The sequence below is a fragment of the Sinorhizobium numidicum genome (assembly GCF_029892045.1).
Taxonomy (GTDB): Bacteria; Pseudomonadota; Alphaproteobacteria; order Rhizobiales; family Rhizobiaceae; genus Sinorhizobium; species Sinorhizobium numidicum.
In genome coordinates this window covers 2,348,253-2,371,600 of the sequence record NZ_CP120368.1, presented here as the reverse complement: position 1 = coordinate 2,371,600, position 23,348 = coordinate 2,348,253, and the positions used below count along the sequence as shown (strand labels likewise).

Here is a 23,348-nt window from a genome sequence, read left to right as displayed (position 1 = left end):
TGAGGGCAGACCATGCTTAGAGTTGGTTTCACGAAGGGCAAAATAGAGGACGGCAGCCGGCCGAACTGGACCGGCAATGGCTCTCGGCCCATTGCTTGGTCGGCATGGTATCCAACTGACGATGACGCTGAAAAAGACTTTCGTTCCAACTCGCAAGCGGGCTCCTCGTTCATCGCGGGCGAGGTGATAGACAATGCGCGCCTAGGAGGGCGCCGCGACCTGTATCCGGTTGTGCCGCTGTCGCATGGTACGGGAGGAACCGCCGCCGGGCTCGGCTGGCTCGGCCAGCGCCTGGCGAGGCAAGGCTTCGTGGCAGTCGGCGTCGATCACCACGGCAACACGGCTACGGAACCCTACCGCCCGGAAGGCTTCCTGTGCTGGTGGGAGCGTTCGCGTGACCTCACGGTTTTGATGGATCGCATTGTCCTCGAGGGGCCTTTTGCGGAAAGGCTCGATCTCGACCATATCTTTGCGGCAGGCTTTTCGCTCGGTGGCTACACCGTTCTCTCGCTGCTGGGCGCGATCACGGATACTTCGCTGTTTCTCGACTGGGCGGGAGATCAGCCTTGGGGCAGCGGCCCGCGGGAATTTCCGGACCTTGCAACAAAAATCGGCCCTTTGCTTGAGACAAGCGCCGTCTTCCGCGCCTCCTGGGCGCGGCAGTCGTTATCCTACAAGGACGCCAGGATTAAAGCCGCGCTCCTTTGCGCACCGGCACCAACCGTACGCGGCCTAACGCCCGAGAGTCTCAGAGAGATACGCGTGCCCGTCGTCATCACTGTCGGGGGAGCGGACCTCGAAGCACCGTCCGAACCATGTTCCGAATGGCTGACTGAATACCTGCCGAGATGTGCCTTCGAGCCGCTCGGACCTACGGTTGGGCACTACGTCTTTTTGTGCGAGTGCTCTGACTCAGGGCGCAAGCATGAGGCTGAGATATGCATTGATGCGCCCGGCGTCGATCGTCGCTCGATTCATGATCGGACTGCGGCGTTGGCTCTCGGTGCTTTCTCCACGTCATAACAGCATCCTCTCAGCTTCCGAAAATTCTCGTGGCCGCACTTGACGCTGCTCCGCCTTCGCACTAGAACATGCGAACCGTACCGTACGGTACTGATGGAGCGGCGGAGCGAGTGCAGAGCGTCTTGGAGAGCAGAGAGGCAAGTGCCGAGAGCGGCCTGACGGAGCGTCAGGGAGTCGTGCTCGAGCAGGCGCTCAGGCTGCTCGTCGACGGCGGCGAGAAGGCGCTGACGACGGCGGGCGTCGCGCGCGCTGCGAATTGCTCCAAGGAAAGTCTCTACAAGTGGTTCGGCGATCGCGACGGGCTGCTTTCGGCGATGATCGGCTTCCAGGCGAGCAAGGTCAGGACGCTCGACGTTTCGGCCGAGGCGCTGAATGCTGCGAGCCTGCGCCGGCATCTGGTCGCCTTCGCCAAGGAGCTGCTCGATGTGCTTGCGGGCGACGTGTCGCTGGCGCTCAACCGGCTGGCGATCGGCCAGGCGAGCCGCGAGGGTTCGAAGCTCGGCCATATGTTGCAGGAGCGCGGACGCCGGCAGATCGGCCGCAGAGCCGCAGCCCTGCTCGAAGCGGGGCGCAAGGCGGGGCTGCTCGCCTTCGAGGATGCGGAGGAGGCCTATGGCGCGCTCTACGGGCTCGTCGTCTCCGACTGGCATTTGCGGATGCTGCTCGGCGAAGAGGCGAGCGGAATGAAGAAGGAATTCAGCCGCAGGGCAGAGCGGGCAGTCGATGCCTTTCTTACGCTCTACGGCACGAAAGAGTAGCGGTGGACCTTGTCAGCGACGCATAATCCTTCCGGGTATGCGGCTTAGGGTCTTCCAAGGGAACAACAGACGAGCCAAGGGAAGGAAAATTCAATGCGCGTCTATTACGATCGTGATGCCGATCTCAACCTCATCAAGGCGAAGAAAGTCGCCATCATCGGCTACGGCTCACAGGGCCGCGCCCATGCGCTGAATCTCAAGGATTCCGGCGCGCAGAACGTCGCCATCGCGCTGAAGTCGGGCTCCGCCACGGCGAAGAAAGCCGAAGCCGACGGCTTCAAGGTGATGACGGTTGCCGAAGCTGCGGCCTGGGCCGACCTGATGATGATGGCGACCCCGGACGAGCTACAGGCCGACATCTACAAGGCAGAGATCGCCGGCAACATCCGCGATGGCGCGGCGATCGCCTTCGCCCACGGCCTCAACGTCCACTTCGGCCTGATCGAGCCGAAGGCTTCGGTCGACGTCGTGATGATCGCGCCGAAGGGCCCAGGCCATACGGTACGCGGCGAATACCAGAAGGGGGGCGGCGTTCCCTGCCTCGTTGCCGTTCACCAGGACGCTTCCGGAAACGCTCTCGATCTCGCGCTCTCCTACGCCTGCGGCGTCGGCGGCGGCCGCTCGGGCATCATCGAAACCAACTTCAAGGAAGAGTGCGAAACCGACCTCTTCGGCGAGCAGGTCGTTCTCTGCGGCGGTCTGGTCGAGCTGATCCGCGCCGGTTTCGAAACGCTGGTCGAAGCCGGTTATGCACCGGAAATGGCCTATTTCGAGTGCCTCCACGAAGTGAAGCTGATCGTCGACCTGATCTATGAAGGCGGCATCGCCAACATGAACTACTCGATCTCGAACACGGCCGAGTGGGGCGAATACGTCACCGGTCCGCGCATCATCACCGAAGAAACCAAGGCCGAGATGAAGCGCGTGCTGAAAGACATCCAGACCGGCAAGTTCACCTCGGAATGGATGCAGGAGTACCGCTCGGGTGCTGCCCGCTTCAAGGGCATCCGCCGCGTAAACGACGCTCACCAGATCGAGGAAGTGGGCGCCAAGCTCCGCGGCATGATGCCCTGGATCGGCAAGAACAAGCTGGTCGACAAGGCGAAGAACTAAGCCTGCATAATTCCTTAAACCGTAGCCGATTTAGGGATAAAATCAGGCATTTAGTCAAAGGGTTACAGCGACTTTTGCGCGTCTGAAAAAGACGCGCGGCGCTGTAGCGACGCATGAAGAGAGCCGGGGCTTTGCCTCGGCTTTCTTGTTCTCGCGGGAGGCGGGAGGCCGATTCCCAAGTCGTCGCGAGGCGCCCGCCGCACCTGCTGCATGTTTCCTTAAATCGGTTCCGATTTAAGGAAACATGCAGCAATTCAAAGTTCTACAGCGACCTTTGTGCGTCTGAAAAGACGCACTACGCTGTAGCTCGGGGGCGACGGACGTCCGTCGAAGGCTGCGGCAGGCGGTGAAGGTGAAGCCAAATGATCGCCCCGCAGCCCGTCGGTCCGGCCATTTACATCGGGTCGTTGCCCTTCATGGCGTTCGACATGTGCGTCTTGCACGTGTCCGTGTCATTCGCCGCCAGGGCCTGTTTGGCCGCAGCGAGTTCCTTCTCGGCATAGTCCTTCTTCATTGCGTCCGTGATCTGGCCGACGTCGGTTTCCAATTTTGTCATCGCCGCCTGATCGCAGACGATATCGGCCTGGGCGAACAGAGGGCTTGCAAAGGCTCCGGACATGGCAGCCGCGATCAACACCTTTTTCAACATCGAGAACCTCCAAAGTTTCAGACAGATTTTCCTTGGCACGTACGGCGTCCAAACCGCCGAAAAGCGCTTCCGTTCCGTAAAGGTAAGTTGGGTTTGAAGAAGACGCGTGTAACGTGTGCGGCAGGAGCGCTGGCCGGCAAACGCCGGCCGGCCAACTACCGGCTCATCAAAAGTCTGACCGTCACTTCCGAAAAAGCCATCCCCGATCGCTTCCTTCGGTTACTGCGGCTCTCCATTTCGAGCGGTCTTCGAGTTCGGTGGAAAGATCGATCGTCACATGCGTGCCGTCCTTGATCCGCCTGCGCAGGATGCCCCGATGCGGTGGATCGGTTCGCAGCTTTCTCTCTTCATAGGCCTCTTGAAGCTTCGAGCGTGAGACGCCGAGTTCGCGCGCGAGCAGGCGGTCGAGGCGCAGGCTGGTCGTCAGCGGCACCGCGAGTTCGATCCGCAGTGCGGTCCAGCCGTCCTCTTCGCTCAACAGCCTTTTGCGAAGTTCGACATCGGTGGTTTCGTCAACAGTTTGCGTTTTCCACCGGAGAGCGCCGAGATCGAACGCCTGGGCGCGTATCCAGTCGGGATCATTCGATTGCAGCGCTTGCAATGTCGCCTGGTCGAGGTCGCGAACATTCTGGCGCTCGAAAATCGGCCGGTTCCAGGTCCGGTCGCAGGTCGCGCATTTGTAGATGAGCCAGGCGTCGAGCTTTCTGCCATTGGCATTGAGCCTGATTTTACCGCTCGATTGGAAGGGCCTTGGGCCTCCGCAACCGCTGCAAGGGAGCCGCGGCTCGGGGGCAGTTCGAGGGATGATGGTCCATCGGACCCGAAGAAGAGTGCACATGCCGTCTCGGTCTTCCGTTCGGAAGTTCGCCGAGGCGGCGGTCGGAGAATCCCCTCAGGGGACACGGTGTGGCGTTGTTTCGGGTGGCTGAAGAGCTGAGACGCGATGGGCTGCGCATGGCACATTCTGACAATGCCAAACCGGTCTCAGACCACCACCCAACGAACATGATCATGCGCGGACAGCAATTGCTGTCCGACGCACGGGTGAAAATGGATGAGACCGGAATTTACGACGGCAAAATAGAACCCCGACGCAGCAACGCTCTTCGCGTCGAAGCGATACCAGATAAAGGCGAGGAATTAAAGCCCTCGCGTTAAGCGCGTGATGTGAATGACACCTTTTAGTCGCGGTAGAAGTTGCGCGGCCATCTGTGGGCACGCAGCGCCGCGAGCTTCTGGTCGCCCAAGCCGCGCCCGCCGCCGATGGTGCAATTGCGCTCGACGTTGCGGACGGACCGCATCCCGGGAATGACCGTCGACACGGCCGGGTGGCTGAGAACGAAGCGAAGCGCCGTTTCGGCCAGGGCCTCCGGAGCAATGTCCAGGTCCGCGACGATGGCTCGCACGCGCTCCTCGACCTCCCGCTTGCGCTCGCCGCGAAAGTAATTGGCGCGGAAATCCCCCTCGGGGAACACGGAGTCGGCGCGGATCTGCCCGGTAAGACCGCCTTCGTCGAGCGGCACCCGGGCGATGACTCCGATGTTGTGGTGCAAGCAGGCTGGAAACAGGCGCTCTTCGGGGCTTTGCTCGAAGATATTGTAGATCACCTGAACGCTGTCGACCACGCCGGTTTCGATCAGCTGAAGGGCGTTGTCCGGCTCGTAGTCGTTGATCGACACGCCGAAAAACCGGATCTTGCCGTCGCGCTTCAGCCGCTCGATCGCCGGCTGCCAATCGCCGACACCGACCCATTCGTCCGACCAGACATGGAACTGCTGTACGTCGATGGTCTCGACGCCGAGGTTGCGCAGGCTGGTTTCGGTAGAGGCGATGACGTGATCGGCGGGGAACCCCTCCTCGACGGGCGTGCCGCGCCGCGCCGGCCACAGCCTGTTCTTCGGCGGGATCTTCGTCGCGACGTAGATCGTCTCGGAACGCTCGCGGAGCAGTTTGCCGACGAGCCGTTCGCTGTGGCCATCTCCGTAGCCGAGCGCTGTATCGATGAAATTCAGGCCGAGATCGATGGCCCGGTTCAGCGCGCGCACCGATTCGTCATCGTTTGCGCCTCGCCAGCCGCTATTGCCGATGCCCCAGGCGCCGTAGCCGATTTCGGAGATCTGCAGACCGGTGCGACCAAGTGTTCTGTAGTGCATGGCTTATTCTCTCCTGGGATCGATTGGGACTGCGCGATGACCGAGCGCTACCTAGGCCCGAACCGATCGAAGTCAACCGGCGGGTTTCTCCGAGCAAACGGCATTACGAAGGACGGAAGGGCTTGCGTCGTGCCGCCTGGGGGTGAGGTCGTGGGAAGCGCAATAGAGCAGCGCATTCCGGTTGTGTCATGCCTTGAGAACTGTGCAGGAGCCTGTATGTTCTGGGCCCACTGCATGGTTCCTTAAATCGGTTCCGATTTAAGGATAAAACCTGCCGCAGTTCAAAGTGCTGCAGCGACCCTTTGTGCGTCTGAAAGACGCACGGCGCTGCAGTACCCTCTGCACGGCACGTCAAAGCAGCGAGGATAAGCGATGTCGGAACTGCATCGTAAGCTGACGACGATATTCTGTGCTGACGTCCAGGACTATTCGCGTCTCATGGGAGCGGACGAAGAGGGTACGCTTGCGACCTTAAGGCTCTACCGGGATGCCATGGGACGGCTGATCGAGGCGCATGGCGGTCGCGTCGTCAACACCTGGGGCGATGGGCTGATCGCCGAGTTTCCGAGTGTTGTCGAGGCGGTGAGGGCGGCGGTCGACGTCCAGAACGAACTCGCCGGCTTGAACGCCGAGCGCCCGAGCGAGGCGCGGATGCTCTTTCGCATCGGTATCAATCTCGGCGACGTCATCGCCGACGGCGACGATATCTACGGCGACGGCGTCAATATCGCCGCCCGGCTGCAAAGCTCGGCGCCTGCGGGCGGAATCGTGATCTCCAGCACGGTCTACGACCAGGTCCGGAACAAGGTGGCTGTCGGTTTCGAATTTCTGGGGCAACTCCAAGTGAAGAACATCGAAGAGGGCGTTCCGAGCTATGCGGTTCGGATCGGCGCTGCCGAAAACGCGGCCATGCCGACAGATCGCGCCGCCGCCTGGGGCCGACAGGGTTCTTCTGGTGAACGCGCTGACGCGGTCGCCGAGACACGCGCGCGATCGTCGGGCGCAAACGGCCGCCCGCTCGCCGTTCTTGTCGTGATCGCGGCGGGTATTGTCGCCATAAACGTTCTTTCTTGGAGCGGCGAGTTCTGGGCCGTCTGGCCTCTGCTCGCCCTTGCAGTGCTGGCGGCGCTCCGCTGGATACGGACGACCACGCGGATCGATCGCGGCCTTGCTGCACTTGGCGTTGCTGGATTGATCGTTGTCGCCGTCAATCTTCTTTCCTGGCATGGCGAGTTCTGGGCGGCCTGGCCGCTGCTCGGTTTGGCGATCGCCGCTGGGCTTCGTTGGATCACTCTAGGCCGCCGCAGCGCGCGGCATTGATGGCGGGATGGATCGGCGTGTCTGCAGGGTAGGTGACCGTGAGTTGTCGCACCAGTGTATTGCAGCGCAACAGTAAAATTGTGCATCGCAAAGCATTCTGGGCTCCAGGCTTATGTGATTCCAAAGAATACTTTGCGATTTTTCTTCCGAATGAAACCAAATCGTGCTGAGATGTATTTGGTGGCAGGAGGAAGCGTTAATGACGACAATTCTGCAGCACTTCGCTCTCTTCGATTTCCTGATCCTGGCCGCGATCTGCTTCTTGCTGGTCTGCGCCTATTTTGACGAGGGTGAGGCCTGAGAGGTTTAAAGGGTTGGCGGCATAACGGACCGGATCGGCATCCGGCCTTATCATGACTTCGCTCAGCGTGAACTCGGCTTGACAGCCGCCACATGCAGCCAGCGGGTTGGCTTGCCGTCATAGCCGCCACCATCCGCTTCGTTCATTGCGATCTCCATCCAGCCTGCATCTTCGAACAGCCGCATCAGCCAGTCGCGCGAGGGATAGTTGTAGTAACGTCCGAGACCGTCGCGGCCTTCCGCTTCGCCTGCCTTGAAGCTGGCATGAAATACGCCGCCGCCTTTGAGAGCGTCGCGGATGCGGGCGAGCACGCCCGGCAGATCGGCGCGCGGCACATGCAGCAGGCAGGCCTCGGCCCAGACGCCGTCAAATGCCTCGCGCCAGCAAAGGTCTTCAAATCGGACGACCTCGACCTTTCGGTTGAGCAGGCGCGTGGCTTCCGCTGCCAGTTCCGGCGAGCCATCGGTCGGCGTCACCTCGAAGCCCTTGGTGAGCATGTAGGCGCTGTCCTGCCCTCCGCCGCAGCCGAGCTCTAGCACGGAGGCGCCGGGTTTCAGCCGTGCGAGGAATTTATCGAGCCGCACCGTCGGCGCGTTTCGGCCACGGTTCGCATAGGTTGCGGCATTGTCGCGGTAGAAGAGGGCGGTCTCATCGCCCTCGGCTTCCGGCATAGGTCGTTCCTCCCTGCGGCTCTCCTCTGGAGTCTTGTTGCGAACGCATGGTTGTGCAACTTTCGCGACATCAGATGTGGGTGTTCCCTTTACCGAAAGCTTCCATGAAAACAGTTCGCTGGCAATGTCGTGCCGTGCTCGTTCCTGGCCATGTGCATTGCGAGATCTTCCCGGTCGACCGGAAGGCGGCCGGCATAGTCGCTTCATAATGCGGACGAAGACGAATAGGCGGGACCCGAGGACGACTTGGTGGAGCATTGCACTACAGCGCCGTGCGTCTTTTCAGACGCACAAAGGTCGCTGTAAGGCTTTAAGTTGCTGCATGGTTTTATCCTTAAATCGTTCCGATTTAAGGAACCATGCAATAGCGCTCGCTCTGCATGTGATCGCCGGCATGTCGTTGGCGCTCCTTCCGATCGTGCGTCGTTTGCCCCCTCCGCAGGAAGAGGCGATTTCCGTCGAGCTTCTTGCTCCTCAGCAAATCGAGACGCCGGCGACACCTCCAATCGCCGAAAGGCCGAGCGAGCCGCCTGCCACCTCTCAGCCAGCCGAACCGATCAAGAAGGAACCTGAGCCGCAGCCACAATCGTCAGGAAGCGAAACGACGCGCCAACCGGCGGCGATGGTCCGGGCGACGCAGTTCTTTTCCGCAAAGGTATTGGCCGATCCCCGGAGCAAGAAAGCGCGCGAGGGATTGTGGCAACTGGCGACCGGCGAGCGCATTGTGCAGCTCTGCAATGTCGAGGCAATGGAACAGGTTCATCACTGGAAGGCCGAGTTCGAGCCCGATTTTCTGGTGGCCTACGCCATGGCGGATACGATCCTGGCCGGGCGTGTGCTCGAAGCCGTTGGCGGCGCGCTTCGCAGCAAAGGAAACTGGTACAACATCAGATATAGATGCGAGGTTGCACCTGATATTAAGAGCGTCGCCATGTTTGAATTTTCGGTTGGGACTGAAATTCCGAGGGACGAGTGGGAAGCGCACGTGCTGACCGCGGAAGACGGGGCGGGGGATTAGCGCCTGGATGAGAGCCCTGCAGCATGTGCAAGAGACTGAACCGTTGACGATCTCACATGCGATCTTGATCCGACGGCCGGGGATGACTATGCGTTAACCGTCGCCCGCGCCCGGGCATTCAAGGGGACTATCGCATATGGACATCTTTAGCTACGCCGGGTTGCTGGCGCTTATGCAGGTCATTGTCATCGACCTCGTGCTTGCCGGCGACAACGCCATCGTTATCGGTCTTGCCGCAGCCGGCCTGCCCATCGAGCAGAGAAAGAAGGCGATCCTGGTCGGCATTCTTGCCGCCACCGTCCTTCGCATCGTGCTTGCGATCTTTACGGTCCAGCTTCTCGCGATTATCGGGCTTTTGCTTGCCGGCGGGCTCCTCCTGCTCTGGGTCTGCTGGAAGATGTGGCGCGAGCTACGCGCCGGCGGGCACGATGAACTCGCCATCGCAGGCGCCGAGGCAGCGAATGCCCCGAGAAAGACGTTTTCCCAGGCGGCAACTCAGATCGTCGTCGCCGACGTCTCGATGTCGCTCGACAACGTGCTTGCGGTTGCCGGTGCCGCCCGCGAGCATCCGTCGATTCTTGTCTTCGGCCTCGTTCTTTCGATCGCGATGATGGGCGTCGCAGCGAGCTTCATTGCCCGGCTGCTCGGTCGCTACCATTGGATCGCCTATGTCGGTCTGGCGATCATCCTCTACGTCTCGCTCGACATGATCTATCGCGGCGCCGTCGAGGTTTGGCCGCATGTTGCGCCGGTTGCCGCAGCATTTGTCAGCAACTGATCGCAGCTTCCCGCATTCGGAGCCAGGAGCGGGCGAGGGCCTGTTCCTGTCGCCATACCGCTATCGACGCGGCAAAAACGGCGCGGTATAGGTCAATAATATTGACATAAATTCGCCGGCGTGATCCTGTCCCTCAAAATTGAAAATGAAAGGCGGGATAGAGCGGAAACGGCTTTCACTGATCCCGCGCCAATAATCTCGAGGAAACCGCCATGCTGGATTGGGAAAGCATTTTTGCGACGCGTTCGAGCCGGATGAAGGCCTCGGAAATCCGTGAACTTCTGAAACTGCTCGACCGTCCGGACATCATCTCCTTTGCCGGCGGCATTCCCGATCCCGCGCTTTTCCCGGATGTCGAGTTCAAAGAGGCCTATGCCGAAATCTTCGGCGGACCATCCGTCAGCGCCGCGCTGCAATATTCAGTCAGCGAAGGCTATCGCCCGCTTCGCGAATGGCTCGCCAAACAGATGGCAGATCTCGGCATTCCGGCGACAATCGACAATATCTTCATCACCTCCGGTTCGCAGCAGGGGCTCGACTATCTCGGCAAGCTGTTCCTGTCGCCGAATGATACGGCGCTCGTCACCTGGCCGACCTACCTCGGTGCACTGCAGGCCTTCAACGCCTATGAGCCGACCTACGATCAGTTGAACCCCTCCGGCAACCGCACGCCGGAAGCCTACGTCCAGACGGCGGCCGAGGCAGGCGGCCGGGTCAAGTTCGCCTATCTTTCGGCCGATTTCGCCAACCCCACGGGCGAGACGGTGGACCGCGCCGGCCGCGAGCGCGTGCTTGCGCTTGCCGAAGAGCTCGACATCGCCGTCATCGAGGACGCGGCATACCAGTCGCTGCGTTATGACGGGGAGGCGATCCCGCCGATCCTGGCGCTGGAGATTGCCCGCAAGGGCGACATCGAAAATACGCGCACGATCTATTGCGGCAGCTTCTCCAAGACGCTGGCGCCGGGCCTTCGCGTCGGCTGGGTCTGCGCCGCCGCACCGGTAATCCGCAAACTGGTGCTGATGAAGCAGGCGGCGGATCTGCATTCCTCGACGATCAACCAGATGGCAATCTGCACCGTCGCCAAGCGCGGTTTCGACCAGCAGGTGGCGAAGATCCAGAGGGTCTACAAGCACCGCCGCAGCGCCATGCTGGCGGCGCTCGAAAAATACATGCCGGCAGGTGTGAGCTGGACCAAGCCGGAAGGCGGGATGTTCGTCTGGGTGACGCTGCCGAAGGGCACGGACGGCGCCGAATTGCTGGCGAAGTCGATCCAGACCGCCAAGGTCGCCTTTGTGCCGGGCCGCGCCTTCTTCGCGGACGGTTCCGGCGAAAACACGCTGCGTTTGAGTTTCTCCTGCGCCAACGACGAAATGATCGACGAGGGCATCCGCCGGCTCGGGGACCTGATCCGCGACCAGGCGGCACTGGCGGCGTAAGCCGTCGCTGTCAATCGCGATAAAAAAGGCGCGCCATGCCCATGGACGCGCCTTTTTTCTTTTTTGGCAATGCCCACGCCGCGCGCGCCAGCCCCTTAATTTCCGGAGGGGCGGTATTGTTTATGTTCAATTCTGGATTGTACTTCCGTCGGCCAGCGCCGGCGGTGCTCGACGGCCATTGTCGATCTGCGCGAAAGAGGTTAGCGGCCGGAAACGGGCGACAGAGCCTGCACTGATGGGGAAGAAATCGAGAAAAGACCCTTATTACCGCCATATTCTCGGCCAGGATCACCTTTCCAAAATGTGCTGCGTTGCAGCAAAGAATGCTGCATCACGTTAAAAAAAGCTTTGCCTTCGAGATTGTTCGTGCGATGAATAACTGGGGCGCCTGAGAGACATGCAATCAGCGGTATGAGTATACAAGCAGCCCCAGGAACCTTCCGTCCGGACATCGAAGGGCTGCGCGCCCTGGCAGTTTCCGGTGTCGTCGCCTTCCACTTCGGAATGACCGGATTGCCCGGCGGCTTCGTCGGCGTCGATATATTCTTCGTCATATCGGGCTATCTGATTACCCGCCACCTGCAGCAGGAAATTGCGAAGAGCGGCACCGTCAATCTCTGGCGCTTTTACGCCCGGCGCGCTCGCCGCCTGCTTCCGGCCTCGCTCTTCGTCATCCTGACGACGCTGCTTTTTGGCTACTTCATTCTTTCGCCGTCCGAACAGCAGTTTTATTCCAAGGGATCGCTTTTCGCCTCCGCTTACATCATCAATCTGTGGCTCATCCGCTGGGCCGTCGACTATTTTGCCTCGGACGCGTCGAACAACCCTTTCATCCATTTCTGGTCTCTATCGGTCGAGGAGCAATTCTATCTGGTCTGGCCAGCACTTCTTCTGCTCTTTGCGCGGTTTCGTCCGGGCAAGCGCGGTTTTTTCGTTCTTCTCGCCGTTGTTGCCGCGATTTCCTTCGCTGCTTCTTGGCGAATGACTGCCATATCCCAGCCCTGGGCCTTCTATTTCTCGCCATTCAGAGCATGGGAATTCGCCTTCGGAGGCCTCGCCTCGATGGCCTTTCCACAGGAATGGGCAAGGCGCTTTCGCTTTTCGCCCGCCATGGGCTGGCTGGGGCTCGGCGCGATTGCAGCCGGTTACCTGACCGTGACGGAAGAAATACCGTTCCCCGGGACCATTGCGTTGGTGCCGGTTCTAGGAACGGTGATGGTGCTTCTCAGCGGTGCGCATGAGGGCCGCGCCGGGCCGAGGTCCGTGCTCGCCTTGCAGCCGTTGCAACAGATCGGGAAGCTCTCCTATTCCCTCTATCTCTGGCACTGGCCGGTCATCGTTTATGCCGGGATCCTAAACCCGGAGCTGACCATCACGGATCGGCTTCTTTGTCTCGCAGTCACACTCGCCCTGTCGCTCTTCAGCTATCACTTCATTGAGAACCCGATACGCCACAACGGCTGGCTGGCGGCGAAGACAAGCCGGTCGCTGGGGCTGGCAGCGCTGCTCACGGCGACAGGCGCGACGCTCGCCTCCGGCAGCGCCGCCTTGGCGACTTACAGCCTCGATTCGTCACAACGCGTCATCCTCCAAAGCGCTGAACGTAAATCGGCGGCGCGGGAGTTCGATTCGACCTGCGTGCTCGAAAAGGAGGAGGTCCAGCCGAAAGCCTGTGAATTCGGCGCCGCCAATCCGAAAAAGACCATCGTCCTCTTCGGCGATTCCCATGCCGATCACTGGTCGACGCCGCTCAAGAAAATCGTCGAAAACAACGGATGGCGGCTCGTTACCTATCTCAAGTCGTCATGCTCGGCGGCAAGCGTCTCGACCTGGAACTCGGTGCTGATGAGAAACTATGCCGAGTGCGACCAGTGGAGGAGCCTGGTGTTCCGCGAGATCGCATCGCTGAAGCCGGATGTCGTGATCCTTTCACAATATTCGTCCAGCTATGTCAGAAATGACATCAACTACATATCCAGCCACCAGATCGATGTGCGGGACTGGGCGGCGGGTATCAAGCGGTCGATCGAGACACTGGAAAGCGCCGGCAGCGATGTCGTTCTGCTTCGCGATGTGCCGTTACACAAATCCTACCTCGACAAATGTGTGGCGCGCGCCCTGTGGCAGGAGAGAAGCACCAGCGTTTGCGACACGCCGCGCGGCGAAGCGGTGGAGGAGACGATCCCGGCGGCGGAGAGAAAGGTCGTTTCCGAGGTGGCGAATGCCTCCTACGTCGATGCCCTCGATCTCTTCTGCAACAAGACGACTTGCCCTGCGGTGATCGACGGAAAACTGACCTTCCGCGATCGCCACCATATCGCCACGCCCTATGCGGAAACGCTCGCGGCACCCCTTCAACGCGCGATCTTCGGCGAGACGGTAGTCGGCGCGGTACGGCAGTAAAGCACCTCGCCAAAAGCCGGTTCTCGCTAAAACCCCCCTCTGCCCTGCCGGGCATCTCCCCCACAAAGGGGGAGATTGGCGAGCGGCGACGTCTCGCTCAATCGGCTATGTTCGCTCCGATCGATGGGTGTGGTGGTTTCGGCGTATGATCTTCGGAACAGCCATATCACGATGATTTTAGGTCGGATCGACCTAAAATCATGAACGTGATCGATTCTAATAAGTTAGCGCGGGATGCGGGCGGAAAACCGCGCACACTTTTCCTCATCCCGCGCCAGATCGGTGCTTCTGGCCCAATCTCCCCTTGTAGGGAGATGCCCGGCAGGGCAGCAGCGTCAGCCAGGAACGACTCACTCGAACTGACGGCAGTCCACCGGGTGAATAAACGGCCACTCAGCTCAAACATGCGGTCCGAGCAGCGAGAGGTCGGCTTCGCCGAGCCGGTCCTTGGCGGTCCAGAGCTGGTGCCAATAGGGGTAGATGACCGGCGGCAAGCTCACGGCGTCGAGCAGTTCCCGTTCCTCGTCGGTAAGCTTGAGGTGTGCTGCGGCGAGGTTGTCGCGGAACTGCGCCTCCGTGCGCCCGCCGATGATGACGGAGGTGACCGCCTTGCGGCCGATCAGCCAGGCGATCGCCACCTGCGCGGCGGAAACGTTGCGCTCGCTCGCGATTGCCACCAGCATGTCGACGATCTTCCACAGCCGCTCCTCGTCGCGGATCGGCGGCTCGTTCCAGCCGGCGAGCTGGCGGCTGCCTTCCGGCGTCTGATTTTTCCGGTGCTTGCCGGAGAGCAGACCGCCGGCGAGCGGGCTCCAGACGAGAATGCCGAGGCCCTGGTCGATCGAGATCGGGATCAGCTCGTATTCGGCCTCGCGGGCCTCCAGCGTATAGTGGATCTGCTGGCTGACGAAGCGCTGGCGGTGTTCGAGCGCGCTGATACCGAGCGCCTTCATGATGTGCCAGCCCGAATAGTTGGAGCAGCCGATATAACGCACCTTGCCTTGCCGCACGAGTGTGTCGAGCGTTTCCATCGTTTCCTCGAGCGGCGTCTGGCCGTCCCATTCATGCACCTGGTAGAGATCGATCACGTCGGTCTTCAGCCGGCGAAGACTCGCCTCGCATTCGCTGATCAGGTGATGGCGCGAAAGTCCGCCTTCGTTTGGGCCCGGGCCCATGGAGAAGCGCGCCTTGGTGGCGACGAGGACGCCGTTCTTGCGCTTGCCGCCGAGGACTTCGCCGATGATCTCCTCCGAGGCGCCGGTCGAATAGATATTGGCGGTGTCGATCAGGTTGACGCCGGCATCGAGGCAGAGATCGACATAACGGCGGGCGTCCTCAAGCCCGACATTGCCGACCTCTGCGAACTTGCCGCCGCCGCCGATCGTCATCGTTCCCATGGTGAGCGTCGAGATTTTGAGGCCGGAGCGGCCGAGCAGGCGATATTCCATTGTCTCGATCCTTCCCTGATTGGTCGGCACAAAGGGTAGCGGGTGAAGGGACGAAAGCAAGCGGCAAGCGGGTGCGACCGGCTCTCAAAGAAACCGCGCGGGAATCGCATCCTTATAGGGAAACAGCGGGAAATAAGGCCGCGCCTCGGAGAGCGTGCGCTGGAAGGAAGGGCGCTCGAGAAGCCGCTCGAAATAGGCGGCGAGGTGCGGATGCGTGCCATCGAAAGGCAGGACGATGCCGGCATAGAAGAGGGCGGGGGCGGTGGAACAATCGGCGATGGTCAAGCTCTCGCCGATCGCAAAGCGCTTGTCCTTGAGCTGCCGTTCGGCGAGATCGTAGGCCGTGGCGAGCGCCGCATGCGCATCGGTGACGCCGCGCCGGTCGTTCTCGCCGGAGGCACGCAGCGTATCGGTGACGATCTTCTGCATCGGCACCTGGACATAGAGGTCGAAGAACCGGTCCCAGAGCCGCGCTTCGAGCGCCAAGATCTCATCGCGTGGGATCAGCGGCGTTGGGCCCGGATAGTATCGGTCGAGATATTCGATGATGATTGAGGTCTCCGGCACCGTCCTGTCGCGGTCGCTGTCGCGCAGCACCGGGATCTTGCCGACCGGCCAGACATCGAGGAAGCGGGCATGTTCATCCGCGTCCGCCAGATCCACGAGCTTTGCCTCGAAAGGCGTGCCGTTCTCGTAAAGCGCGATCAGCACCTTGTGGCAGAAGGAGGCAAGCGGATGGAGATAAAGCGTAAGCGCCATATGGCATTCCCGGCTTCTGGCCCGAAGCAGTCGTTGCAGTTAGGCTATGACTATAGGGCGCGATCGGCGAGGAAGAAGGGGAATTCTTTTCGGCGAGAATGCTGCGAAGGGGACCGACGGCGAGCATTTCCGCCCGCATCTCGCTCCACCAACATCATCGTCAGCCAGCAACGGCAGCAGCTCCCGGCACCAGGGCGGCGACGAAGCGTTCGAGGCTTTGCTTGACGAACTCCGTGACCGGCACGCGCGGGTCGAAGCTCCACCAGAGCAGCGCGCCCTGCCACTGCGCGGCCATCAGCAGGCCGATGCCGGAAGGAGCCCCCGGCACTCGCGCAAAGCGCCGCTCGATCGCCGCCGAGAGCACATCACGCCAGGCGGCGCCGCGGGCACGCAAGGCGGGATCGCGCAGATCTTCGCGCAGGATCAGGAGATCATCCGCATAGGATTCGATGCCGCCATAATCGCCGGAAAGGCCGACGAGCAGGGCGATGGCGCCTTGTGGCGTCTTGGGCGCGGTGGCGGCAAGCTCCGCCGTCAGCCGGTCGAGCCGGTCCCAGGCCTGCAGCTGCGCTGCCTGGATCAGCCGGGCCTTGGTCTCGAAGCGCTGCACCAATGTGGAGGCGGAAAGGCCGCAGCCGGCGGAGAGCGCCGCGAAGGTCAAGCCTTCCGGACCGCTCTTGCGCATGATCGCGAGCGCCGCGTCGAGCACCTCTTCATCGGCGAGAGTTTTTGGCCGGGGCATTTTCCACCTTTATTTATAACCGAATAAGCGTTTATATATAGCGGACGGAAATAAGGCCAGAGTATTTTTCAGGGAGAAGAACCATGTCGCTTGAAGGCAAAGTGGCGCTGGTCGCCGGGGCAACGCGCGGCGCTGGCCGCGGGATCGCGGTGGAGCTCGGCGCGGCGGGCGCGACGGTCTATGTCACCGGCCGCACCACGCGCACTCAGCAATCGGACTATCAGCGGCCGGAGACGATCGAGGAGACGGCGGAGCTGGTGACCGCGGCGGGCGGTAAGGGGATCGCCGTGCAGGTGGATCACCTGAAGCCGGAGGAGGTGAGGGCGCTCGTCGAGCGTATCCGCCGCGAGGAGGGCCGGCTCGATATTCTCGTCAACGACATCTGGGGCGGAGAGAAGCTCTTCGAGTGGAACAAGCCGGTCTGGGACCACAATCTCGAAAACGGCCTCAAGATCCTGAGGCTCGCGATCGACACGCATCTGATCACCGCGCATCACGCGCTGCCGCTGCTGATCGAGCGGCGAGGCGGATTGATGATCGAGGTGACGGACGGGACGGCCGAATACAATGCTGAACACTACCGGCTTTCGCCCTTCTACGATCTCGCCAAGGTCTCGGCAAACCGCATGGGCTGGGCGCATGCGAAGGACCTCGCACCCCACGGCGCCACCGCCGTGTCGCTCACGCCCGGCTGGTTGCGCTCGGAAATGATGCTGGAAGCCTTTGGCGTGACCGAGGAAAACTGGCGCGACGCCACCGCGCATCAGCCGCATTTCGTCATCTCCGAAAGCCCGCGCTTCATCGGCCGCGCCGTGGCGGCACTTGCCGCCGATCCGGAAAAGGCCCGCTGGAACGGCCAGTCGCTTTCGAGCGGCGGGCTTGCCCAAGTCTACGGCTTTACCGACCTCGACGGCTCCCGGCCGGACTGCTGGCGCTACATGGACGAGGTGATGGATGCGGGCAGGCAAGCGGACGCGACGGGCTACCGGTGAGGGCTAGATCATAAATGTGATCGTTCCTCATAGGTGAGACGCGGGGCGCGGGCGGAACTCCTCATCCCGCTGCCAGGGCGTGTCCCCTACCAGCCAAGGCGGAGGTTGCCGTAGCACTTTGAGGTGCTTGTATATTTCCGGACGTTCATCTCCTGTAGAGCATCCAGTCCTTGCGCGCGCCGCCCGCTTCGCTGTTGGCGAAGAAGACAACTTTGTCGTCCGCTGTCTCCGTGGCTATTTCCAGGGCCTTCTCGGCATTGTTGACAAGGTCGAATGCGGTATCGGCTTCATAGGTGGTGCTGCATCCGAAACGGGCCGCGACCACCGGCATTCCCTGTCGCTGACTGTTGAATACACGCAGGCAACTGTTTCGAACTTGCTCCGCAATCCGCCGGATTTCCGCCTCGGCGCTGGTCGAGACGATGATGCCGACCTGTGGCCGGTCAAGCCACGCTGCGCAATCCGTAGCCTGAACAGTCTGCGATACCAGAGGTCCGAGGCGCTGCAGGATCGCTTCCTTGACCTTGAGGAGCTCCTTTCTCTCGAAGGGCTCAAGCACCAGGAGATTGCACAGGATGAGCGATGCGCCGTCGGGATAACGCTCTCCGCCATAAAGGTCGGCGAGCTTCTTGTTGAAGCCCCGCCGATTGGCGAGCTTCGTGGCAATATGCGTGAACTTCATCCGCTCGAATTCATCGAGGTCGCTCGCAATGGCGGCGAATGCCGACATTTGCGTCGAAACGCTTTCCAATATCTCGGTGCTCTTCGACTGCTGGATCTCGGTCGCCTGCCGGATGGCCTGGAGCTGGGATTGGATCTTCTTCATGTCTGTTGGATCAATCGACGAGAAACTGCCGGTCGCCTGACCCAGCATGCTGGTATAGCTGGAGAGCGAAGTTTGACCCGATTGCAGCGACGCCTTCAATGTCGTCAATTCGCTCTGGATGCGGTCTGCCGACTCGTCGTGGATCGACTTGCCGAAGTGATGCGGCAGATAGATGCGCGCGAGGACGTCGAGGTCCTCCTCCGTGATGTCCTTGCCAAGGCGGGCAAATTTCTCCCGAAGCTCCGGATTGTTGCCGCTGATGATTTCGCACATCAACTCATAGTTGATCGGAGAAGCATCAATCTGCATTCGCTCCAGCGTGGCAAACGCATTGTAATAGAGATCCCTGCGGATCTGCTGCGCAACTTGTTTCGGGGATGGGCTTGCTATTGCCATGGTGCAGCGCCTTTCACAGGAAGCGTCACAGCCATTGCGGCCAAGACGGTAATCGGACAGGAACGCGTCAGTAGGGAGCTCAGATCAAGATAGCGGACGGCAGAGGTTTGTTTCGTTCGACCCGCGCTCATGCGGCTGAAGTGATGCCAACTGCATCTGTTCGAACGCCCCAGAGTAAGAGAAATCTCATTAAAGACCGGTGAATGCGGTATCGTGCGCGTGCAACCAAAAATGGGTGTATGGTGAAGCTCGTCTCCAGCGTAGCTTGTTGGCTGACGCTGCGGGCAGTTGTTTTAACGGGAGGGGAACGCCATGGCGGAAAAGGACAAGCTCTTTGCCGGTGCGATACCGGAGATCTACGAGCGGCTGCTGGTGCCGCTGATCTTCGAGGGTTTTGCCCGTGATCTTGCCGAGCGGGTGGCTCGGCTCAACCCCCTCGACGTGCTCGAAATCGCCGCCGGCACGGGCGTCGTCACCCGCGCGCTGGCACCGCTGCTCGATCCTGAGGCGCAGTTCGTCGTCACCGACCTCAATCAGCCGATGCTGGACATCGCCGCCGCAAAGCAGGGCGGCGAGGAGCGGATCGTTTGGCAGCAGGCCGATGCGCTGGCACTGCCCTTCGACGATGAAAGCTTCGATGTCGTCCTCTGCCAGTTCGGCGTGATGTTTTTCCCCGACCGGGTGAAGGGCTACCGCGAGGCCCACCGTGTCTTGAAGCCGGGCGGGCATTTCCTCATCAACGTCTGGGACCGGATCGAGGCGAACGAGGTGCCCGAGACGGTGGCCGAGGTGCTGGAGGCGCGCTTTCCGGAAAACCCGCCGCGTTTCATCCGTCGCGTGCCGCACGGCTATGCCGACCCGGAGACGATCCGTGCCGACCTCGAGGCCGCCGGCTTTAGCGACATCACACTCGAAACGCTGGAGAAGAAAACCGGCCCCGCCAGCGCTTCCGATGCGGCCACCGCCTTTTGCCAGGGAACGCCGATCCGAAACGAGATCGAGGAGCGCGATGCCTCAGCACTGGCAGCGGTGACGGAGGCCGCGGCCGAGGCGCTCACGCGGCGGTTCGGGAGCGGGATGATCGAGGAGCGGATCCGGGCGCATGTGGTGAGCGCGGTGCGCTGACTGGCTTTGGCAAGGACCTGTTTCCTACAGCGCCGTTCATCTTTTCAGACGCACAAAGGTCGCTGTAGCACTTTGAATTGCTGCATGTCTTTACCCTTGGATCGGTCCCGATTTAAGGAAACATGCAGTCCGCCCGAGCACCTCGAAGAGCCAGACGAGGCCGGCGTCCATCAGCGCCGCCTTCGGCGCCACCAGCTGGATGGTGCTGACGCCGAGGCCGACCGGCAGCCTTACCGTGGCGACGGCGTAGCGCTCGGCATGCATCTCGACGAAGCGTTTTGGCAGCACGCAGACGAGCTCCGTCTTGGCGACGAGATCGAGCGCCAGCATGAAATTCGGCACGGCCAAGGCCACCCGACGGGAAAGGCCGCGGCTTTCGAGCAGTTGATCGACGATGCCCGAGGGATCGCCTCTGGGCGCGACGAGCAGGTGCTGCATGCGGCAATAATTCTCGAGCGTCGGATTTTTCAGGAAAGCGTGGCCGATCCGCGCCGCCGCCACGAATTCCTCGTCGTAAAGCGTTTGCGCGGCGAAGCGGGCCGGCAGCTCGTAGAACGGGGCGATCGCCACATCGATCAGCCGCTCGTCGAGATCGGAAAGCGACGTCTCCATCTGCATGTGCCGCACGACGAGATCGATGCCTGGCGCGTTGCGGGCGATTTCGTCGAGCAGCGGCGGCAGGAACACCGAGAAACCGTCGGCCGTGCCGATGGTGAAGCGGCGGCGGGAACGCGCCGGATCGAAGGGCTCGGCGGTGGAGATGGCGCTTCTCACCCGCGCCAGAATATCGCCGATCGGCGCCGCCAGCTCCTTGGCGCGCTCGGTCGGCACCACGCCCTTCGGCGTCTTCAGGAAAAGCGGATCGTTGAGCAGCCGCCGCAAGCGGCCGAGACCGTGGCTGACGGCGGAAGCGGAGAGGTTCAGCCTTTCGGCGGCGCGGCCGACATTCCTCTCGTCCAGCACCGTTTCGAACAGCACCAGCAGGTTGAGATCGGCGCGGGAGAGATCGATTTCATTCAGCATAATGCTGAAATCATATCACTTCATTCAGCATCAGCAAAAACGTAGGTTCTCTCTGCGACGGGCGAGGCCGCGCGGTCTCCCCGCAACCAAGTGGAGGAACACATGAGCGATCTCACCTGGTACATCGAATCCCTGGCGATCCGCAGCCTGCAAGCAGCCGAGCAAAGCCACGCGCCGGCGCCGGCCGATCCGGCCTTCAACATGCGGCTCCGCGAAGCGCTTGCCGCGCCGGACGAAGCGGCGGCCGTCGTCGGCTTCTGGCGCGAGGCGGGACCTATGCGCTGGTTTGCCAAGGAGCCCGAATTCGACTGTGCCTTTCGCGAGCGCTTCCTCGCTGCCCACGAGGCGGCGGCGCGCGGCGAGCTTTTGAATTGGACCGCTTCGCCGGAAAAGATGCTGGCGCTGCTTCTTCTCCTCGATCAATTTCCGCGCAACGCCTTTCGCGGCACGCCGCGCATGTACGAGACCGACGCCCTGGCGCTCGGCATCGCGCGCGCCGCGATCGATGCCGGCTACGATCTCAAAGGACCGGCCGACCTGCAGCTCTTCTTCTATCTCCCCTTCGGCCATTCGGAAAACCTCGCAGACCAGGAGCGATCGGTCGAACTCGCCCGACGCCTCGGCGAGCCGAGCCTTTCCCACGCCAAAGGCCATCACGCCATCATCCACCGCTTCGGCCGCTTCCCGCACCGGAACGGAATTTTGGGGCGGACGATGACGGAGGAGGAGCAGCGGTTTTTGGATGGGGGCGGGTTTGCGGGGTGAATGGGGGCGGCAAGAGAGGTTGAGGGCAAGCTAGTCCGCTGCTGGCCCAAAGCTGCCGATAGCGCTGCGACTGCGATTGTCACTGCCGACGACCTGACGGTCTACCCGCAGCGTCCGTTGAGTGCAGCGCTTGGCTCGGTCAATTTCTCGGCTGGGACGAATCCCACTTCTCCGCCTCGCACATTACGCAACGAGGGCCGTCGCCTTCGGCGAGGCCAAATTTCCGAGCAACTCCAAATCCAGGTACTATTTGGAAGCAGGCGGTGACGCTGGAATGCTCCCAATGTCAGCGCCCGGGTCGAGTAGTTCCTTGGCATGCCAACTGCCGTTAGGTCTCAATTCAGCTAGCGATGCCCGAGAGGAGTATAGGCGATGAAGTCGGAAGCCTCGCAGGATAGTCGAACGTCCCAGATGCTAGGCCGAAACGGTAGAAGCGGTCCCGGCGTGGAGCTCTGTCCAGCGAAAGGCTGGCCGGATTACTTGATCTTCAGAAGTAGGATCTTGCCGGCCATGGTGATGCCGTGAGCCGACGCCTCGGGCGGAACATTCGTATTCAGCGCTTTCACAAGGCTGTGCTCGCGCAGGTCGTTGAGAGTTGCGGCACTCAGGAACTTGATCTTCTGCGGCCGCTCCTTGAACCGGTCGTGTTTTGCATAGGTGACCTGGGCATTCAGGTGCGTCCACCTCTTCCCGTCCTGGGGATAGACATCACCGTCCTTGGCGAGCTTCAGACCCCGGATCTGGGTTGGCGTCAATTCAATCATGTCTTCGTCTTTCGTCGATCTTCAGTACGGGAGCGGCACAGCGATCCCGGAAAGGAACGCCGTTCAGGAGCAAGCGCCCCCGCCAGCGGCGTCGTGGAATGAAACCAGGCTCCGGCGCCGGTCGTCCCAAAGCACGAGCCTGACGCACTTGAGGCTGTCCCAGAGGGTGATACGGCCGATGCCGGCGAGTTGCGGGTGGTCGCGCAGCACTTCCCGTAGGCGGTAGTAAGGAATCCGTGCTGAACAGATGATGCACGTGATGGATGCCGGTGTTGCCGGTGAGCCACCGCAGCACCGGCAGAAGATCGTAATGGCCCCCGCCCACGATCATCTGCTAGGGCAACACCTGCGCCCGTGGGATTGGGCGCAGGTGTTGAAGTATTACGCCTGACGGGCCTTGCGGGCCGCATAGCGGCGGTCGCGTTCGGCCTTGCGGGCCGCCTCGTCCGCCACGACGCGCGAGACCCGATTGGCAATTTCTACCTGGCGGGCTTCCGCTTCCGCCCTTTCCTCGGCGTCGGCAGCCGCCGCCAACGCAGCGGCTTCTGCCAAGACCCGCTCATTCTCGGCTACCTTCAGCGCTTCGCGCTCGGCGCGACGGGCATCCCTGGCACGGCTAACCGCTTCACGAGCAGCCCGTTTTTCCTGGATTTCAGGGTCGGTCGCCTTCGGAGCGGATGCAAATTTTGCCAGAAGCTGGCGCTTTGCATCTGCCGCGGCATTGCGTCGTTCGGCAAAGCCGTTGTCGCTCGGGTGTCTCAATCGTTGTTCCCTTTGATATGGTTTGGTCGGGAAGGTCGTGCTCGCCTTCCAAGCAGCGAGAGGTTTACCTCACGCCAGCTCTCGACGCCTTGAACCGAAAAAGGCCAGACATGCGCCTGA

23 protein-coding genes and 1 pseudogene are annotated in these 23,348 nt (G+C 61.5%); 12 read left to right on the top strand and 12 right to left on the bottom strand.

Annotated features, from left to right (window positions below; all coding sequences use genetic code 11):
* Nucleotides 1-12: 12 nt before the first annotated feature.
* The 3 genes from PYH37_RS22615 (at nt 13) to ilvC (ending at nt 2,894) form a co-directional block, all read left to right on the top strand.
* Entirely contained in the window at nt 13-1,023 is a 1,011-nt protein-coding gene (locus tag PYH37_RS22615; protein WP_280733646.1) for an alpha/beta hydrolase family protein, read from the top strand.
* A 68-nt stretch (nt 1,024-1,091) separates the two neighbouring features.
* A complete protein-coding gene (locus PYH37_RS22610; RefSeq protein WP_425336116.1) occupies nt 1,092-1,781 on the top strand; it encodes a TetR/AcrR family transcriptional regulator C-terminal domain-containing protein in 690 nt (229 codons plus the stop codon).
* A 93-nt stretch (nt 1,782-1,874) separates the two neighbouring features.
* Nucleotides 1,875-2,894, top strand: coding sequence for a ketol-acid reductoisomerase (gene ilvC / locus PYH37_RS22605; RefSeq protein WP_280733643.1), 1,020 nt, complete (start codon nt 1,875-1,877; stop codon nt 2,892-2,894).
* 394 nt (nt 2,895-3,288) lie between these two features.
* On the opposite strand, the gene PYH37_RS22600 is transcribed toward ilvC, so the two are convergent.
* A complete protein-coding gene (locus PYH37_RS22600; RefSeq protein WP_280733642.1) occupies nt 3,289-3,543 on the bottom strand; it encodes a hypothetical protein in 255 nt (84 codons plus the stop codon).
* 181 nt (nt 3,544-3,724) lie between these two features.
* Nucleotides 3,725-4,381 (bottom strand): DUF1062 domain-containing protein, encoded by a 657-nt coding sequence (locus tag PYH37_RS22595; protein WP_280733641.1) that lies wholly within the window; start codon nt 4,379-4,381, stop codon nt 3,725-3,727.
* Nucleotides 4,382-4,464: 83 nt separating this feature from the next.
* Between PYH37_RS22595 and PYH37_RS22590 the strand changes: the two genes are divergently transcribed.
* Nucleotides 4,465-4,701 carry a hypothetical protein gene (locus PYH37_RS22590; RefSeq protein ID WP_280733639.1) on the top strand — a complete coding sequence of 79 codons (237 nt, stop codon included), beginning with the start codon at nt 4,465-4,467 and terminating at the stop codon, nt 4,699-4,701.
* Nucleotides 4,702-4,724: 23 nt separating this feature from the next.
* Here the strand turns inward: PYH37_RS22590 and PYH37_RS22585 are convergent, their stop codons facing one another.
* A complete protein-coding gene (locus PYH37_RS22585) occupies nt 4,725-5,696 on the bottom strand; it encodes an aldo/keto reductase (RefSeq protein ID WP_280733638.1) in 972 nt (323 codons plus the stop codon).
* Nucleotides 5,697-6,068: 372 nt separating this feature from the next.
* Here PYH37_RS22585 and PYH37_RS22580 point away from each other — a divergent pair, with 372 nt between their 5' ends.
* Complete coding sequence (locus PYH37_RS22580; protein ID WP_280733637.1) at nt 6,069-7,016, top strand: adenylate/guanylate cyclase domain-containing protein; 948 nt, start codon at nt 6,069-6,071, stop codon at nt 7,014-7,016.
* Nucleotides 7,017-7,379: 363 nt separating this feature from the next.
* Here the strand turns inward: PYH37_RS22580 and PYH37_RS22575 are convergent, their stop codons facing one another.
* Complete coding sequence (locus PYH37_RS22575; protein WP_280733636.1) at nt 7,380-7,988, bottom strand: class I SAM-dependent methyltransferase; 609 nt, start codon at nt 7,986-7,988, stop codon at nt 7,380-7,382.
* A 394-nt stretch (nt 7,989-8,382) separates the two neighbouring features.
* Here PYH37_RS22575 and PYH37_RS22570 point away from each other — a divergent pair, with 394 nt between their 5' ends.
* The 4 genes from PYH37_RS22570 to PYH37_RS22555 all read left to right on the top strand — a co-directional run bounded on the left by PYH37_RS22570 (nt 8,383) and on the right by PYH37_RS22555 (nt 13,626).
* Complete coding sequence (locus tag PYH37_RS22570; RefSeq protein ID WP_280733635.1) at nt 8,383-9,006, top strand: DUF930 domain-containing protein; 624 nt, start codon at nt 8,383-8,385, stop codon at nt 9,004-9,006.
* Between the two features lie 136 nt (nt 9,007-9,142).
* Nucleotides 9,143-9,784 (top strand): TerC family protein, encoded by a 642-nt coding sequence (locus tag PYH37_RS22565; RefSeq protein ID WP_280733634.1) that lies wholly within the window; start codon nt 9,143-9,145, stop codon nt 9,782-9,784.
* Between the two features lie 212 nt (nt 9,785-9,996).
* Nucleotides 9,997-11,223 carry an aminotransferase-like domain-containing protein gene (locus PYH37_RS22560; protein ID WP_280733633.1) on the top strand — a complete coding sequence of 409 codons (1,227 nt, stop codon included), beginning with the start codon at nt 9,997-9,999 and terminating at the stop codon, nt 11,221-11,223.
* A gap of 411 nt (nt 11,224-11,634) precedes the next feature.
* Complete coding sequence (locus PYH37_RS22555) at nt 11,635-13,626, top strand: acyltransferase family protein (protein WP_280733632.1); 1,992 nt, start codon at nt 11,635-11,637, stop codon at nt 13,624-13,626.
* A 398-nt stretch (nt 13,627-14,024) separates the two neighbouring features.
* Here the strand turns inward: PYH37_RS22555 and PYH37_RS22550 are convergent, their stop codons facing one another.
* The 3 genes from PYH37_RS22550 to PYH37_RS22540 form a co-directional block, all read right to left on the bottom strand.
* Nucleotides 14,025-15,074 (bottom strand): aldo/keto reductase, encoded by a 1,050-nt coding sequence (locus tag PYH37_RS22550; protein ID WP_280733631.1) that lies wholly within the window; start codon nt 15,072-15,074, stop codon nt 14,025-14,027.
* 84 nt (nt 15,075-15,158) lie between these two features.
* Nucleotides 15,159-15,833 carry a glutathione S-transferase family protein gene (locus tag PYH37_RS22545; protein ID WP_280733630.1) on the bottom strand — a complete coding sequence of 225 codons (675 nt, stop codon included), beginning with the start codon at nt 15,831-15,833 and terminating at the stop codon, nt 15,159-15,161.
* Nucleotides 15,834-15,993: 160 nt separating this feature from the next.
* The gene (locus PYH37_RS22540; protein ID WP_280733629.1) at nt 15,994-16,575 is read right to left on the bottom strand and encodes a TetR family transcriptional regulator; all 582 of its coding nucleotides are present in this window, start codon (nt 16,573-16,575) and stop codon (nt 15,994-15,996) included.
* Nucleotides 16,576-16,658: 83 nt separating this feature from the next.
* Here PYH37_RS22540 and PYH37_RS22535 point away from each other — a divergent pair, with 83 nt between their 5' ends.
* Nucleotides 16,659-17,567: an SDR family oxidoreductase gene (locus tag PYH37_RS22535; RefSeq protein ID WP_280733628.1), complete on the top strand. Its 909-nt coding sequence runs from the start codon at nt 16,659-16,661 to the stop codon at nt 17,565-17,567.
* 145 nt (nt 17,568-17,712) lie between these two features.
* On the opposite strand, the gene PYH37_RS22530 is transcribed toward PYH37_RS22535, so the two are convergent.
* A complete protein-coding gene (locus tag PYH37_RS22530) occupies nt 17,713-18,789 on the bottom strand; it encodes a diguanylate cyclase domain-containing protein (protein WP_280733626.1) in 1,077 nt (358 codons plus the stop codon).
* A gap of 312 nt (nt 18,790-19,101) precedes the next feature.
* Here PYH37_RS22530 and PYH37_RS22525 point away from each other — a divergent pair, with 312 nt between their 5' ends.
* Nucleotides 19,102-19,914 (top strand): class I SAM-dependent methyltransferase, encoded by an 813-nt coding sequence (locus PYH37_RS22525; RefSeq protein WP_280733625.1) that lies wholly within the window; start codon nt 19,102-19,104, stop codon nt 19,912-19,914.
* A gap of 90 nt (nt 19,915-20,004) precedes the next feature.
* On the opposite strand, the gene PYH37_RS22520 is transcribed toward PYH37_RS22525, so the two are convergent.
* Nucleotides 20,005-20,937 carry a LysR family transcriptional regulator gene (locus PYH37_RS22520; RefSeq protein WP_280733624.1) on the bottom strand — a complete coding sequence of 311 codons (933 nt, stop codon included), beginning with the start codon at nt 20,935-20,937 and terminating at the stop codon, nt 20,005-20,007.
* 102 nt (nt 20,938-21,039) lie between these two features.
* Between PYH37_RS22520 and PYH37_RS22515 the strand changes: the two genes are divergently transcribed.
* The gene (locus tag PYH37_RS22515) at nt 21,040-21,702 is read left to right on the top strand and encodes a DUF924 family protein (RefSeq protein WP_280733623.1); all 663 of its coding nucleotides are present in this window, start codon (nt 21,040-21,042) and stop codon (nt 21,700-21,702) included.
* A 476-nt stretch (nt 21,703-22,178) separates the two neighbouring features.
* Here PYH37_RS22515 and PYH37_RS22510 read toward each other — a convergent pair whose 3' ends face one another.
* From PYH37_RS22510 to PYH37_RS22500, 3 genes and pseudogenes are all read right to left on the bottom strand, one after another.
* Nucleotides 22,179-22,466, bottom strand: a complete 288-nt coding sequence (locus tag PYH37_RS22510) for a hypothetical protein (RefSeq protein WP_280733622.1) — start codon at nt 22,464-22,466, stop codon at nt 22,179-22,181.
* Nucleotides 22,463-22,788: pseudogene (locus PYH37_RS22505) on the bottom strand (fatty acid desaturase); the annotation flags it as partial. The gene PYH37_RS22510 and the pseudogene PYH37_RS22505, both read right to left, overlap by 4 nt.
* Nucleotides 22,789-22,847: 59 nt before the next feature.
* Complete coding sequence (locus tag PYH37_RS22500; protein ID WP_280733621.1) at nt 22,848-23,228, bottom strand: DUF6481 family protein; 381 nt, start codon at nt 23,226-23,228, stop codon at nt 22,848-22,850.
* Nucleotides 23,229-23,348: the final 120 nt, after the last annotated feature.